At 72.4% G+C, this 14617-nt stretch carries 14 protein-coding genes; 9 read left to right on the top strand and 5 right to left on the bottom strand.

What is annotated here, in order from left to right; all coding sequences use genetic code 11:
- Positions 1 to 66: 66 nt before the first annotated feature.
- Positions 67 to 492, top strand: a complete 426-nt coding sequence (locus ACNYS0_RS21645) for a hypothetical protein (protein WP_422475964.1) — start codon at positions 67 to 69, stop codon at positions 490 to 492.
- 35 nt (positions 493 to 527) lie between these two features.
- Here the strand turns inward: ACNYS0_RS21645 and ACNYS0_RS21640 are convergent, their stop codons facing one another.
- Positions 528 to 959, bottom strand: a complete 432-nt coding sequence (locus ACNYS0_RS21640; protein WP_422475962.1) for an SH3 domain-containing protein — start codon at positions 957 to 959, stop codon at positions 528 to 530.
- 119 nt (positions 960 to 1078) lie between these two features.
- Here ACNYS0_RS21640 and ACNYS0_RS21635 point away from each other — a divergent pair, with 119 nt between their 5' ends.
- The 3 genes from ACNYS0_RS21635 (at position 1079) to ACNYS0_RS21625 (ending at position 3553) form a co-directional block, all read left to right on the top strand.
- A complete protein-coding gene (locus ACNYS0_RS21635; RefSeq protein WP_422475960.1) occupies positions 1079 to 2044 on the top strand; it encodes a hypothetical protein in 966 nt (321 codons plus the stop codon).
- Positions 1974 to 2468 (top strand): DUF7144 family membrane protein, encoded by a 495-nt coding sequence (locus ACNYS0_RS21630; protein ID WP_422475959.1) that lies wholly within the window; start codon positions 1974 to 1976, stop codon positions 2466 to 2468. Before ACNYS0_RS21635 ends, ACNYS0_RS21630 begins: the two co-directional genes overlap by 71 nt.
- A gap of 86 nt (positions 2469 to 2554) precedes the next feature.
- On the top strand, positions 2555 to 3553 hold the full coding sequence (locus ACNYS0_RS21625; RefSeq protein ID WP_422482747.1) for an endonuclease/exonuclease/phosphatase family protein: 999 nt from the start codon (positions 2555 to 2557) through the stop codon (positions 3551 to 3553).
- Between the two features lie 131 nt (positions 3554 to 3684).
- Here ACNYS0_RS21625 and snpA read toward each other — a convergent pair whose 3' ends face one another.
- Positions 3685 to 4347, bottom strand: coding sequence for a snapalysin (gene snpA / locus ACNYS0_RS21620; protein WP_422475957.1), 663 nt, complete (start codon positions 4345 to 4347; stop codon positions 3685 to 3687).
- 125 nt (positions 4348 to 4472) lie between these two features.
- Here snpA and ACNYS0_RS21615 point away from each other — a divergent pair, with 125 nt between their 5' ends.
- The 3 genes from ACNYS0_RS21615 (at position 4473) to metG (ending at position 9425) form a co-directional block, all read left to right on the top strand.
- Positions 4473 to 5405, top strand: a complete 933-nt coding sequence (locus tag ACNYS0_RS21615) for a LysR family transcriptional regulator (RefSeq protein WP_422475955.1) — start codon at positions 4473 to 4475, stop codon at positions 5403 to 5405.
- Positions 5406 to 6164: 759 nt separating this feature from the next.
- The gene (locus tag ACNYS0_RS21610; RefSeq protein ID WP_422475953.1) at positions 6165 to 7547 is read left to right on the top strand and encodes a VWA domain-containing protein; all 1383 of its coding nucleotides are present in this window, start codon (positions 6165 to 6167) and stop codon (positions 7545 to 7547) included.
- Between the two features lie 147 nt (positions 7548 to 7694).
- Positions 7695 to 9425 carry a methionine--tRNA ligase gene (gene metG, locus ACNYS0_RS21605; RefSeq protein ID WP_422475951.1) on the top strand — a complete coding sequence of 577 codons (1731 nt, stop codon included), beginning with the start codon at positions 7695 to 7697 and terminating at the stop codon, positions 9423 to 9425.
- Positions 9426 to 9480: 55 nt separating this feature from the next.
- Here the strand turns inward: metG and ACNYS0_RS21600 are convergent, their stop codons facing one another.
- Genes ACNYS0_RS21600 through ACNYS0_RS21590 form a run of 3 tightly spaced genes read right to left on the bottom strand, consistent with a single transcriptional unit; the run spans position 9481 to position 12634 of the window.
- Positions 9481 to 10254 (bottom strand): hypothetical protein, encoded by a 774-nt coding sequence (locus ACNYS0_RS21600; RefSeq protein ID WP_422475949.1) that lies wholly within the window; start codon positions 10252 to 10254, stop codon positions 9481 to 9483.
- Positions 10251 to 11696, bottom strand: a complete 1446-nt coding sequence (locus tag ACNYS0_RS21595; RefSeq protein WP_422475947.1) for a hypothetical protein — start codon at positions 11694 to 11696, stop codon at positions 10251 to 10253. Before ACNYS0_RS21595 ends, ACNYS0_RS21600 begins: the two co-directional genes overlap by 4 nt.
- The gene (locus ACNYS0_RS21590; protein WP_422475945.1) at positions 11693 to 12634 is read right to left on the bottom strand and encodes an ABC transporter ATP-binding protein; all 942 of its coding nucleotides are present in this window, start codon (positions 12632 to 12634) and stop codon (positions 11693 to 11695) included. The genes ACNYS0_RS21595 and ACNYS0_RS21590 overlap by 4 nt, the downstream gene beginning before the upstream one ends.
- Before the next feature lie 121 nt (positions 12635 to 12755).
- On the opposite strand from ACNYS0_RS21590, the gene ACNYS0_RS21585 reads away from it, so the two are divergent.
- Both ACNYS0_RS21585 and ACNYS0_RS21580 read left to right on the top strand, forming a co-directional pair.
- Positions 12756 to 13931: a sensor histidine kinase gene (locus tag ACNYS0_RS21585; RefSeq protein ID WP_422475943.1), complete on the top strand. Its 1176-nt coding sequence runs from the start codon at positions 12756 to 12758 to the stop codon at positions 13929 to 13931.
- Positions 13928 to 14599 carry a response regulator gene (locus ACNYS0_RS21580; RefSeq protein WP_422475941.1) on the top strand — a complete coding sequence of 224 codons (672 nt, stop codon included), beginning with the start codon at positions 13928 to 13930 and terminating at the stop codon, positions 14597 to 14599. Before ACNYS0_RS21585 ends, ACNYS0_RS21580 begins: the two co-directional genes overlap by 4 nt.
- The last annotated feature ends 18 nt before the right edge of the window (positions 14600 to 14617 follow it).

Below are 14617 nucleotides of genomic sequence, written 5' to 3'. Positions count from 1 at the left end.
GTCAATGGAAGACGAAGGACGCGAGACTCGGGGCATCCGAGGGGGCCTGGCAGAAAGGAGCCCGTCATGGCTCAGCATGCGGCACCCGCACCCGGACGCGGCGGTACCGGCGGCGCGGCGATCTCGCCGACGAGCGCGGCCGTCGTCATTCCCGTCGTGACCGGCATCGCGTACGGATTCTGGGCGGCGAGCATCGACCGCTTCGGCGGCGAGGTCACCGGAGGCAACATCGCGCTCGGCTTCGTCACGGGCATCATCGTGGCGGCGCTCTGCTTCGGCATCCACCACTGGTCGAAGGGGCAGGCGGGTCGGCACTTCCTCGCGCGGGCCTCGGCCTGGGGCGCGTTCGCCGGCATCGCGATCGGCTTCCTGCACAGCCTCTCGGACCCCGCGATCCTGTGGTCGATCATGCTCGGCCTGGTCATCGGGGCGTCCACGTTCGTGGGCACGTACTACCGCTACTACTCGGCGAGCGAGTACGCGCCCGTATAGAACGTGTGTTCTAGATGCCTGTACCGCCCGGCGTCCTAGAACGTGACGCCGAACTCCCGGTACTCGCGGTAGTAGAAGCCGCTCGGGCCGTGGTCATGACCGTGATCGTGCCGCGGCCCGTCGGACGGCGCCCCGGACGTGCAGCTCGGCACCGCACGGCCGCCGGTGTCGACGTACGCGGCGCTGGCCCAGCCGCGGGCGCCCGTGAACCAGTACCAGGTCGTGGTGGAGTGCACGGACGAGCCGTCGGTGGCGCACTCGATGCGGTCCTGGCTGCCCGGCGCGAGCCGGTACACGACCGACGCCGAGGTGCTCGGACCCGAGCGCAGATTGAGATCGGACCCGGAGACGACCGTCCCCCAGACGACGTCCCCGCTGTTCGCACTGGCCGGTGCCGCGGCGGTGACGGCGAGCAGACCGCCCGCCAGAAGCCCGGCGGCAGCCAGGGCCGGAGTGGTTCGGCGCATGATCGGCCTCCCGGAGTGAGCCCAAGATCTTCACGCCCCCACGTCCAGGAAACACCCGTTCGGCCCAGTGCTCCACCGGAGCGCTCGCGCCCCGCGCGGCCGGGGACTTGCCTGGGACGGTGACCCGAAAAGCGCTGGCCCCCCTCTCCACGGTGCTGCTCGTCCTGGCCTGTCTGCTCGTCCCGCTCGGCACGCTCTCCACCTGGGCGAAGTACGAGATCGGCGACAGCGACCGGTACGTGTCGGCGATGGCACCGCTGGCCGGCGACGCGGACGTGCGGAACGCGGTCGCCGACGCGGTGACCACCGAGGTCGTCAAGAACCTCGACGTGGGCGCGCTCGAATCGGTCGTCGAGGACTATCTGCACGACGCGGTCGTCTCGTTCACGGACACCGATGCCTTCCGCGGCGCCTGGAACACCGCGAACCGGGCCGCCCACGACGCCGTGCAGCAGGCCCTCGACGAGGGCACCACGGGCCCCGTCACCCTCGACCTCGCCCCCGTCACCCGGCAGGTCAAGCAGCAACTGGAGGCGAACGGCGTGCCGTTCGCCGAGCGGATCCCGGTCGCCCACACCGAGGTCACCCTGCTGTCCGCCGGTGATCTGGCCGGGCTGCGCAAGGGCTTCCACGCGTTCCAACTCGCGGGCCCGTGGCTGCCGTTGGCGGCCGTGGTGTGCGCCGTCGCCGGTCTCGCGCTCGCCGCGCGCCGTCGCCGCGCGCTCGCCTGGACGGCCCTGGGCGCCGCCCTGAGCGCGGGCGCACTGCTCATCGCGCTGCCGCTCGCCCGCGCGCTGACGCTCGAAGACATCTCCGACGCCGCGAACAAGGCGGCCACCGCCTCCGTCTACGACGCCCTGACCTCGCCCCTGCGCACCACGTCATGGGTGATCGTCGCCGTGGGCGTGCTGGTGGCGCTCGCGGCCTGGCTCGGCAGCCACCCGTTCGGCCGCGCACGGAATGCCTCCCCTGCGCCGCGGCGCGAGCATTCCGGTGACACGAGGAGGCGCCCGCATGACGAACACACCACCGGAAACCGGGTCGACGACCGCCTGGTCCAAGGACCACCGCACACCCGACCCTGACCCCACCCGCGGCGAGGGCCCCCGCAACGACTGGGCGGCCGGCGGCACCCTGTTCGCGGGCGTCCTGATGCTGGTCAGCGGCTGCCTCGGCGTCCTCAACGGGATCGCGGCCATCGCCAAGGACGACGTCTACAGCCGGATCGGCGACTACGTCTACGCCTTCGACCTCACCACGTGGGGCTGGATCCACCTCGTCATCGGCGCGCTCGTCGCGGTCACCGGCTGGGGCGTGCTCAAGGAGAAGGACTGGGCACGCGGCGCGGGCATCGGCTTCGCCGCGCTCTACGTCGTCGAGTACTTCCTGTTCCTGCCGTACGCGCCCGTGTGGTCGCTCATCTCCATCGGCATCGGCGTCTTCGTCATCTGGGCGCTCGCCTCCGACCACGGCCGCGCCCCCAACCCCGGGGCCACCAAACCGGCCTGACGGGCACGCACCCCGGCTAACCTGGAGAACTCCGAACAGAGCGGTACGGAGACGGGGGCCGGGCCTTGGACCAGAGGCAGCAGCACATCACGGACGAGGCGCCCGACGCCGCGCGGTACGAGCCGCGGGGTGCCGGGCGCCGCCGTGTGAACCGGGCGGGGGCGTGGGCGGCGGCGCTGCTGCTCGCGGCGGTCAGCGCGGTGGTCGGCTGCCGGGCCGCGGACCGCGACGCGCTGACGCCCGTCCCCCAGCTCCTGGCGTTCCTCCCCTGGCTGCTCGCCCCCACGGCCGCCGCGCTGCTCCTCGCGCTGCTCTCCCGCTGGCGTACGGGAATGGTCTGGGGCGTCGTCGTCCTGGGCGCGCTCGCCTGGTACATGGAGCCGTACGGGAAGGACGGCGAGCCGGACGGCGCCCCCGTGTCCGGCATCCGGGTGCTCACGTCCAACGTCCAGTTCAGCCGCGGCACGAACGCCCTGATCGACACGGTCACCCGGCACCGCCCCGACATCGTGTTCGTCGAGGAGTGCGGGCGGCCCTGCCGGGACGCCCTGGACCGGGAGTCGCTGCGCACCCGCTATCCGCACCGGCAGGCCGTGGCGGCGGACGGCTCCGAGGGCTCGATGATCCTGAGCCGGTTCCCGCTGAGGGCGGCGCCGACGGTGGCCGGGACGATGGGCATGCCCGCCGCCGTCGCGGACGTACGGGGTCACGCGGTCCGCCTCCAACTGGCGCACCCCATGCCGCCGTTGACCGACCAGGTGGGCGTGTGGAAGGCGGAACTGGGCCGCCTCGCGGACGCGGCGCGGGCCGCCGAAGGGCCCGGGATCACCGCGGGGGACTTCAACGCGACGCAGGACCACGCGGCGTTCCGCCGGATCCTCGACGCGGGAGGCCTGCGCGACGCGGCCCGCCTCACCGGCCACGCCCGCACGCCGAGCTGGCCGTCGACGGCGCCCGGCCCGCTGGGCACGCAGATCGACCACGTACTGGTGACCGACGACTTCTCGGCGGACGCGTCCCGCTTCATCCGCCTCGCGGACACGGACCACCGGGCGCTCCTGGTGGACCTGACGCTGCACGGCTGAGCCGCCCGCACCGCACCGGGCCACCGTCCATGGGGAGGCGGACGGTGGCCCGGTGTGTGCGGAAGGCGGCGGCCCGCTGCGGTCAGGTCGCAGGTGGGGGGCCGGGCCGCGCGCCTCGACCGTCGGACCGCCTACCGGAGCGCGGCCTCAGCCTTGTGCAGGGCCTTGGCGAACCCGTTGGCCCACAGGGATTCCACCTGGGCCTTCTCGTTCGCGTCCGGGTTCGCGTTGGTGCACGAAGGGCCGGGCCCGCCGCCCGACATCAGCTCGCTGCACGGCCCCTCGTAGTGATCGGGGAGGCCGAGGACATGGCCCGTCTCGTGCGTGGTCACGCGCGTGGAGTCGTACTCCTGGTTCTGCGCGTAGTCCAGGAAGACGTAGCCGCTGCCGTGCCCGTCGGTCGACGCGTACGAACCGCGCGAGTCGTTCCCCTCGCGGTACGAGAAGTCGCCCCCTCCGGAGGAGGCCTGGAGCTTCACGTTCGACACCGACGAGTTCCAGATCGACGCGCTGCTCGCTATCTGCTGCTGGAAGGTGGGAGCCTGCGAGGCGTCGTACGAGACGGTGACGGACTCGGCGCCGGGGTTCGCGGCCCGCTTCTCGGCGACGGACTTCAGGACGGCCTGGAAGAACGCCTTGTTGGCGGCGGCCTCCTCGGCGGAACCGGCGTAGCTCGCGTACGAGGACACGGGCGCCGGGTGGGCGGCCGCCGGGCTCGCGGCGAGGGCGGTGACGGTGAGGCCGGCGCCGAGGGCGCAGGCGAACAGACGGATGACCGTGGGGGGTTGTGTCATGTCCATGCGTGAGAGTCTGGGGCGGGTGGGACCCACGGGATAGATGCCAATACGCGATAACTCCGCGTTATCACCACACGGTTGACCCTGGTGCGGCGCACGGTACCCGCCTACGCTCGACGCTCATGGAGCTGGAGGTGCGGCACCTGCGCGTCCTGTGCGCGATCGAGGACACCGGCAGCCTGCACAAGGCGGCCCGGCACCTGGGCATGACCCAGCCCGCGCTCAGCACGCAGCTGCGCCGCATCGAGGACCACCTCGGCGGCCACCTGTTCGTCCGCGAACGCACCGGCTGCCGCCCCACGCCGCTCGGCCGCACCCTGCTCACACGGGCCCGGCCGCTCGTGGACGACCTGCGCGCGCTCGTCGACGAGACGCGTGCGATGGCGCGGGACGTGACCGGCGGCCTCCTGCGCATCGGCTCCACGGCCAGCCGCGCGATACCGGGCTGGCTGCGCCGCCTGCGCGCGAGTTCGCCGCACGAACCGTCGCTGCGCATGGACGTCTCGGCGCACGCGCTGCTCCGCCTGGTGGCCGACGGCGGCCTCGACGTGGCGTTCGTCCACGAGGTGGAAGGCAGCCCGCTCCGCATACCGGAGTCCCTGACCTGCAAGGTCCTCCTCGCCCGCGAACCCCAGTACGTGTCCCTGCCGGCGGACCACCCGGCGGCCCGCGGCCCGGTCGTCCGCCTCGCCGACCTGGCGGAGGACCGCTGGATGATCGACCCGACGGTGGACGGCGAGTGGGACGGCCTGCTCCGCGCGTTCCGCGCGGCGGGCCTCAACCCGCGCGTTCTGCACGGTGATTACCTGACCGCGTCCAACCTCGTCGCGACCGGCGAGGTGGTGACGCTCTGCCAGCCGACGTCCCTCGCCCGCCCCGACATGGCGATCCGCCCCCTGGAGGGCGACCCCGTGGCGGTACGGCTCCTCCTCGCGGCCCGCTCCGAACCCGTCCTGGACGCGGTGCTGCCGGCCCTGCGGGAGGCCTATTGGGAGTCGGCACACCAGTCACCGGCGTATCGGACACGTCTCACGGAGTCGGGCGTGATCGACTGAAACCGCACAGAAAGGGCGGCAGTTGTCCGCTCGGTCGAACGACCCGACCCTGCCCAAGATCACGGCCTGCGGCGGCTAACCTTACGTGTCCGCCCTGGCCAGGGGTTCCAGGGACGTCGGGGACAACTCATGCGGAAGGTTGCGCACATGGGCATTCTGGATCTGCTGCGGAACGCGTTCGGGCGGTCGCGCAAAAAGGACGAGACCGCTGCCGCCGCGGACCCATCGCCCGCCACAACGGACCCTCCCACGGTCCCCGCCCCCTCCAAGGGCGAAGCGGACGACCTGGTCTCGGCAGCTTTCGACAACATCTCGGTCCCAAAGCCGTCCCCTCCGGCGGGCGGCGACCGGGTGACCCGGGGCTCCGGGGGGCCGACTGAGGAGCGGGCTGCGGCTGGGGGGTCGGCTGCGGTTGAGGGGTCGGCCCCGGTTGAGGAGTCGGCTGCGGCTGGGGAGTCGGCTGCGGCTGAGAAGTCGATTGCGGCCGAGGAAACGGCTCCGGTCGAGGATCAGGCTCCGGTTGAGGAGTCGGCCTCGACTGAGAAGCAGGCGGCGGCTGAGAAGCCCGCTCCGGCCGAGAAGTCGATTGCGGCTGAGAAGTCGGCTCCGGCTGAGAAGCCCGCTCCGGCTGAGAAGTCGATTGCGGCTGGGGAGTCGGCTGCGGCTGAGAAGCCCGCTCCGGCTGAGAAGTCGGCTGCGGCCGAGAAGTCGATTGCGGCTGAGGAGCAGGCGGCTGAGAAGTCGGCTCCGGTTGAGAAGTTGGCTGCGGCCGAGAAATCGGCCTCGACTGAGAAGCAGGCGGCGGCTGAGAAGCCCGCTCAGGCCGAGAAGCCCGCTCAGGCCGAGAAGTCGGCTCCGGCTGAGAAGTCGATTGCGGCTGGGGAGTCGGCTGCGGCCGAGAAGTCGGCTCCGGCTGAGAAGCAGGCTGCGGTTGAGGAGTCGGCCTCGACTGAGAAGCCCGCTCCGGCCGAGAAGCAGGCTGCGGCTGAGAAGTCGACGGCGGCCGAGAAGTCCGTTTCGGCCGAGGACGTGAAGGCCGAGGAGTCCGCTCCGGCCGAGCTCAAGGCGGAGGAGACCGCTGACGCGGAGCCCGAGGCTGCGGCTGCCGCATCTGCGGAGGACGAGGCGGAGACGGCCGAGCCCAAGGCCGCCGCTCCCGCCGTGGGCGAGCCCACGGACGACGCCGAGGCTCCGGCTCCCGCCCCCGCTGTGGGCAGGCGTCCCGCAGGGCGGGACGGGTGGGCACAGCCCCCGGTGCAGGCAGAAGAGGACAAGGGGGCCGACCCCGTCGAGGCAACGGAGCCCGCCCCGGCGCAGGCCGACGAAGACGGCACCCCGGCGCAGGCCGACAAGTCCGAAGAGGTCGACCCCGTCGCGGCAAAGACCCCGGCGCAGGCCGAGAAGACCGAGAAGGTCGACCCCGCCCCGGTAAAGACCCCCGCGCAGGCCGAAGCGACCGGAGACGCCAAGCCCGGCAAGCCCGCCCACACGCCCGCCAAGGTCAAGACCCGCGCCCCCGGCCTCGCGGCCGCCCACTCCGCCGCCGGCACGGCCCTGAAGAAGAACGGCCTCACCGGCACCCGCGCCACCGTCTACCTCGTCCTGGACCGCTCCGGCTCCATGCGCCCGTACTACAAGAACGGCTCGACCGCCGCCCTCGCGGAGCAGACCGTCGCGCTGGCCGCCCACCTCGACGCCCGCAAGACCCCCACCGTCCACACGGTGATCTTCTCGACGGACATCGACGCCTCCGGCGACCTCACCCTGGACGCCTACGAGGGCAAGATCGACGCGTGGCACGCCGAGGCGGGCCGGATGGGCCGCACCAGCTACCACCGCGCGATCGAAGAGGTCGTCGCCCACCACGAGAAGTCGGACGACCCCACCGCCCCGGCCCTGGTGATCTTCCAGACGGACGGCCCCCCGGACACCCAGCGCCCGGCGAACGAGGCCCTCGCGGAGGCGGCCAAGCACCCGCTCTTCTTCCAGTTCGTGACGTTCGGCGACCCGGACTCGAAGAACTTCGACTACCTCCGCAAGCTGAAGGCGGAGAACGCCGCGGTCTTCCACGCGGGCGAGACCCCGCTGGAACTCACGGACGCGGAGCTCTACGAGGGCCTCCTGGAGGCCTGGCGCCCGTAACCCCGGCCCGTAGCCCACCGGCAACCCCGCCCAGCAGGGCCCCGACACCCCATGGCCGTCCGCGCGGTAAACACCGCGCGGGCGGCCGCCCCATGTCGGCTACGATTTCTAGATTCCACCCACGTCACTACCCGGGAGCAGCCCCCGATGGCTCGACACCTCATCACCAGCGCCCTTCCGTACATCAACGGGATCAAGCACCTGGGCAACATGGTGGGGTCCATGCTCCCGGCCGACGTGTACGCCCGCTACCTGCGCAAGCGCGGCCACGACGTGCTGTACATCTGCGCGACGGACGAGCACGGCACCCCCGCCGAGCTGGCGGCCAAGGAGCGCGGCATCCCGGTCGCCGAGTTCTGCGCGCAGGCGCACGACGCGCAGAAGGCGGTCTACGACGGTTTCGGTCTCGCGTTCGACCACTTCGGCCGCAGCTCCTCGGAGCAGAACGCGGAGATCACCCAGCACTTCGCCCGCAAGCTGAACGAGAACGGGTTCATCGAGGAGCGCTCGATCCGGCAGGTGTACTCGCCCGCCGACGGCCGCTTCCTGCCCGACCGCTACGTCGAGGGCACCTGCCCGCACTGCGGCTACGACAAGGCCCGCGGCGACCAGTGCGAGAACTGCACGCGCGTCCTGGACCCGACGGACCTGATCGACCCGCGCTCCGCCATCTCCGGCTCCACCGACCTGGAGATCCGCGAGACCAAGCACCTCTTCCTGCTCCAGTCGAAGCTCCAGGTAGAGGTCGAGGCGTGGATCGACGAGGTCGCGGGCGAGTGGCCGCACCTCGCCTCCTCCATCGCCCGCAAGTGGCTGACCGAGGGCCTCAACGACCGCTCGATCACCCGCGACCTGGACTGGGGCGTCCCGGTCCCGGCGGACACGTGGCCGGAGCTGGCGGCCGAGGGCAAGGTCTTCTACGTATGGTTCGACGCCCCGATCGAGTACATCGGCGCGACGAAGGAGTGGGCGGACCAGGCCCCCGACGGTGAGACGCGCGACTGGAAGTCGTGGTGGTACGAGCCGGCCGGCGCCTCCGACGTCCGGTACACGGAGTTCATGGCGAAGGACAACGTCCCGTTCCACAGCGTCATGTTCCCGGCCACGGAGATGGGCATCCGCGAGCCGTGGAAGAAGGTCGACTACCTCAAGGCCTTCAACTGGCTGACGTACTACGGCGGCAAGTTCTCCACGTCGCAGAAGCGCGGTGTCTTCACCGACCAGGCCCTGGAGATCCTCCCGGCCGACTACTGGCGCTACTTCCTCATCGCGAACGCCCCCGAGTCGGACGACTCCTCCTTCACGTGGGAGCACTTCACCGCGACGGTGAACAAGGACCTGGCCGACACCCTCGGCAACTTCGTCAACCGCGTCCTGTCCTTCTCCCGCAAGCGCTTCGGTGACGACGTCCCCGAGGGCGGCACCCCGGGCGAGGCCGAGACCAGGCTGGGCCAGGAGATCTCCACCCTCCTCGCCGAGTACGAGACCCAGATGGAGGCCCTCCAGTTCCGCAAGGCCGCGGCGGCACTGCGCGCCCTGTGGTCGGCGGGCAACTCCTACCTGGAGGAGAAGGCCCCCTGGCTGGAGATCAAGACCGACAAGGACGCCGCGGCCCTCACGCTGCGCACGGCGATGAACCTCATCCGCCTCTACGCGGTGGTCTCCGAGCCCTTCATCCCGGCCTCGGCCGCCGCCATGCGCGCCGCGTTCGACCTCCCGGGCGACGACGCCGACTGGGTCACCCCCGAGGAGGCCTCGTCCCTGACGACGGTCCCCGCCGGCACCCCCTTCACGGTCCCCCCGGTCCTCTTCGCCAAGATCACCGACGAGGACCTGGAGTCCTACAAGGAGCGCTTCGGCGGCGAGCCGGAGGCGTAACGCACCAAGCCGAAGGGCCCGGAACCGATCCCCGGTTCCGGGCCCTTCGCGCTGCTCAGCGCGCCCACTCCCTCAGCGCACCCCACCCCACCACCAGCGCCCCGCCCGCGTAGGCGGCGAGGACGGCGATGCCCGTCCAGGGGGCGAGTGGGGCCGTACCGGTTCCGGTCGTCGTCTGGATCGCGAGGCCCGCCGTCATCGGGGAGAACCTCTGGACCCGGTGCAGCACGTGCTCCGGCATCGTGATGATCAGCGTGGCCAGGTAGGGCCCGTACAGCAGCGCCATCACCGCGCCGACGGCCGCCGCCGCGTGCCGGACCACCAGTGCCACCCCCACGCTCAGCAGCGCGACGAGCAGCAGATAGACGACCGTGCCGAGCGCCGCCCGCCACAACACCCCTGAGGACAGAGGCAGTTGAGGAAAGCCCGGCCTCTTCCCCAGCACCGCCCGGCCCGCCGCCAACGAGCCGAGGACCGCGGGGAGCGCCGCCGCCAGGACCGCCGCCAGCGTCACCACTGTCTTCGCCAGGAACACCGTCGTACGCCGCGGGTTCGCCGCCAGGGTCGTACGGATCATGCGCGGGTACTCGCCGCAGACCACGGCGACCGCGACGAGCGCGGCCGCCGTCTGCGCCAGGTACACCCCGGACAGGGACAGCGCGGTCGGCGCGAGGACCCCCGACTGGCCCTTGCCCGCGCTCGCCGCGATCAGCGCGGTGAACGCGACCATCACCCCGGTCACGGACGCCACCGTCCACAACTGCCCGGGAACGGTCCGGAGTTTGGTCCATTCCCCGTGGATCGCCCGCCAGGCGCTCACGCCCGTCATACGTCCCGCCCGGCCAGCCGCCACCGCGCCGCCCCGAGCACGACGGCCACGTACAGGCAGAGCACTCCGAAGCCCGCCCACGGCGTGATGACGGTGTCGAGGAGCCTGCGGGTCTGCTGGACCGCCAGGCCGGCCGTGGGCGTGGACCTGCCGACGAAGTCGCTGAACCCGATGGACGTGGTCTGCGCGACGATCGGCAGCACCACGAACGTGACGATCATCAGGACCACGGCGGGCACGGCACGCCGCAGCAGCGCCCCGACCCCGAGGCTCAGCACGGCGGCCAGCGCGAGGAACGCCGCGCTGCCGACGATCGCCCGCATCGTCGCCGGGTCGGTGAGCGAGAGCTCGGGGAAGAGGGGAGGGGCGAAGCCGTTGTCGCGCAGCGCGGGGCGGGCGACGAGGAACTCCGCCACGCTCGCGACCAGGCCGACGACGAACACCGTCGCGCCGAGGACGAGCGCCTTCGCGGCGAGCACCCGGCCGCGCCGCGGGCTCGCGGTGAACGTGGTGCGCACGGTCCCGGTCTTGTACTCGGACGTGATGAACAGGACGCCGAGGGCGATCACCGCGATCGTCGCGATCTGAATGCCGTCGTCGAGCGCCATCTTGACCAGGTCGGGCTGCCCGCCGAGCTGTCCGACGCCGCCCATGCCGAGGCCGCCCAGGTCACCGCTGCCGGTGAGGGTGAAGGTGCCGTCGTGTGCGCTGAAGGGCTTCGGGGCGGCGACGGGGTCGGCCATCTCCCCCTTCTTCACGGACTGTTGGATGTCCGTCTGCCGCCAGACGGCGGCACCGGCCCGCGCGGGGAAGGTCACGTGGTCGAAGACGGCCCTGCCGAGTGTGGCCCTGGGGTGCATACGCACTTCGCCGGGGCCGGTGCGCTCCTCCTTCCCGTCGAACGGCGACGTGACGAAGAGGCCCGCTTCCGCGGTGGCGGGCAGTCCGGCGACGGTGAGCGTGCCGACCTTCGTCCAGGCGCGGCCGTCCGCGGACTCGTAGCCGGTGACCCGGTCCCCGGCCCGTACGAGCCGCAGCCAGCGCGGGGCGTCCGCGCTGCCGGAGCCGGTCAGTTCGTGCGTGCCGTCGGCCATCATCCGCACGCCGTGCTCCGGCGTCACCATCAAGGCGGCGTACGAGGATCCGCTCGCGGTGCCGTTCTTCAGGAGCAGGCCCGCCTTCGCCCAGTCGGCGCTGTTCTTCTGCGCGGCGACGCGCACGGTGAAGGTGCCGTCACCGGCGGCCTGGCGGTGCACGAAGGTCGAGGCGTCGTACTTCTTCGGGCCGCCGTAGCTGAACTGGCTGCCGTTCGCCGAGGCGACGGTCAGCAGCAGGCTCAGGGCGAGCAGCGCGAGCAGCGCGAGGGGCGTGCTGCGGACGCTGCGCAGCTTGGTCCACTCGGCGCGCACGGCACGGACCATCGGGACCATCGGCGGCCTCATGACGACGTCTCCTGCGCGCTCGGTCCGGTAGCGGAGAACTCCGCTGCCCCGCCGGTGAGTTCCATGTACGCCTCCTCCAACGTGGCCCGGTGCCGGGACAGTTCGGAGAACGGGATGCCGTGCGCGCCGAGCCGGGCGACGACCTCCTCGGCGGCCAGACCGGTGACGGTGAGCGCGTCGGGCCCGGTCACGGCGACGGTGGCGTCGGCGCCCGCGAGGACTGCGAGGGCCTCGGCGCGGCGGCCGGTGCGCAGGGCGATGCGTTCGCCGGACGCCTCGTCGAGCAGCGCGGCGACGTCGGTGTCGGCGAGCAGCCGCCCCCGGCCGATCACGATGACGTGGTCGGCGGTGTCCTGGAGTTCGCTCATCAGGTGCGAGGAGACGAGGACCGTTCGGCCTTCCGCGGCAAGGGACTTGAGGAAGTTCCTGATCCACTGGATGCCCTCGGGATCGAGCCCGTTGACCGGCTCGTCGAGGATCAGCACGGGTGGATCGCCGAGCAGCGCGGCCGCGATGCCGAGCCGCTGGCGCATCCCGAGGGAGAAGCCCCCCGCGCGCTTCTTCGCGGCGGAGGCGAGGCCGACCTGGTCGAGGACGAGGTCGACGCGGCGGCTCGGCAGACCGTTGTAGTGGGCGAGCCACAGCAGATGGTCGCGGGCGCGCCGGCCCGGGTGCAGCGCCTCGCAGTCCAGCAGGGCGCCGACGGTGGACAGCGGGTCGGCGAGCCGCGTGTAGTCCTGCCCGCCGATGAGCGCGGCCCCGCTGTCGGGCCGGTCGAGCCCGAGCATCATGCGCAGCGTCGTCGACTTCCCGGCCCCGTTGGGCCCGACGAACCCGGTCACCCGCCCGGCCTCGACGGTGAAGCTGAGGTCGTCCACGGCCATGGTGGCCCCGTACCGCTTGCACAGCCCGCGGGCCTCGATCGTCATATCCGTCATGCCCGTTGACGTTAGGGACCGGGCGGCGCGGCGGCGTCCCGCCCGGGCGTGGTCTCGCGGGCGGGACGCTCCCCCCGCAGGGGGACGCCGCTCGCGGTACGACCCGCCGATAATGACCGCCATGACCTGGATCCGGACCTGGACCGAGGCACGGGCAGGAGTGCGGCGCGCGGCGACCGCGCGTGACCTGCCGCTGCTCGCCGCCACGGCTCTGGCCCTCCTTGCCCTCGGCGAGGTCACCGGACAGGGGCACGACCCGGCGCGCGCACTCCCCGGCCTCCCCGGGCTCCTCGCCCTGGCGCTGGGCGCGACCGCCCCCTTCGCCTTCGTCCGCTCCCAGCTCCTGCTCACCGCCACCGCCCTCACCGCGGCCGCGCTGCTGGCCCCCCTCACGTACGGGCGGACGCTGTACGCGGGGCTCCCGGCGCTCGCCGCCGCCCTGTACCTGGTGGGGCGGCGCCGGCCGGGCCGCACCGCCGTCCTGTTCGCCGTGCCCTTCACCGCGTACGCGCTCACGGACGACGCGGGGCCCTACGGCGTCGTCCTCCTCGCGGGCGCGGCGGCCGCGCTCACCGCGGGCGGCGCCCGGCGCGCGAAGGCCGAGGCGGCTCGCCGTTCCGCCGCCGACTGGGCGTACGCGGACACGGCCCTCGCCCATGCCGCGCTCGGTGAACGAGCCCGCATCGCACGGGAGTTGCACGACATCGTGGCCCACCACATCTCGACGATCTCGGTGCAGGCGGAGACCGCCCGGTACACGACCCCGGATCTGCCGCCCGAGGGCGCCGAGCGGTTCCTGGCCATCGGCGACACGGCCCGGCTCGCCCTCACCGAGATGCGCCGGCTGCTCGGTGTGCTGCGCGAGGACGCCCCGGCCGAACCCGCGCGAGCCGCGACCCGTACGCCCCAGCCGGGCCTCGACCAGCTCGTCACCCTCGTCGACGAGGCCCGCGCGGCGACCGGCACGGCCGTCCGCCTCATCGTCCGCGGGCACGTCACGGCCCTCGACCCGGGCCTGGAACTCACCGCGTACCGCATCGTCCAGGAAGCCCTGACCAACGCGCGCCGGCACGCGCCGGGCGTCGCCGTGGACGTCGAACTGCACTACAGGGAGAGCGAGTTGGCGATACGCGTACGGGACTGCGGCCCCGGCACGGGCCCCGGCGAACCGGGCCATGGACTGCTCGGCATGCGCGAACGCATCGCGATGGCGGGTGGCACCCTGCACGCGGGCCCGGCCCCGGCGGGCGGCTTCCTCGTCGACGCGATCCTGCCGGTAAGGCCCCCCGCCTCATGAGCGACGCCATCCGTATCGTCGTCGCCGACGACCAGGACGTCGTACGGGCCGGGTTCGGCGCGCTCCTCGACAGCCAGCAGGACTTCACGGTGGTCGGCAGCGCCCCCGACGGCGCCGAAGCACTCCGTATCTGCCGCGACGTCCGCCCCGACCTGGTCCTGATGGACGTCCGCATGCCCGGCATGGACGGCATCGAGGCGACCCGCCGCATCACCCGCGAACTGGCCGCCACCCGCATCGTGATGCTGACGACCTTCGACCTCGACGAGTACGTGTACGACGCGCTCGCCGCGGGCGCCAGCGGCTTCCTGCTGAAGGACATGCAGGCCGAGCGGCTCTTCGAGGCGGTCCGCGTCGTCGCGGCGGGCGAGGCACTGCTCGCGCCGACGGTCACGCGCCGGCTCATCGCGGAGTTCACTCGCCTGCGCCCGCGCGCGGAGCCCCAACAGGCCCGCGCCGTGGAGGCGTTGACCCCGCGCGAACGCGAGGTGCTGCGCCTGATCGCCGAGGGCCTGTCCAACCAGGAGATCGCGGCCCGTCTCGTCGTCGGCAGCGAGACCGTGAAGACCCACGTCAGCCGGGTCCTCGCCAAGCTCGGAGTCCGCGACCGGGCGCAGGCAGTGGTGGCGGCGTACGAGTCGGGGCTCGTCGTGCCGCGCTCGGGCTGAGCATGCCGCAGAACGCGT

It is taken from the genome of Streptomyces anthophorae, assembly GCF_049310305.1.
Lineage (GTDB): Bacteria > Actinomycetota > Actinomycetes > Streptomycetales > Streptomycetaceae > Streptomyces.
This window is presented reverse-complemented; position numbering and strand designations above follow the sequence as displayed.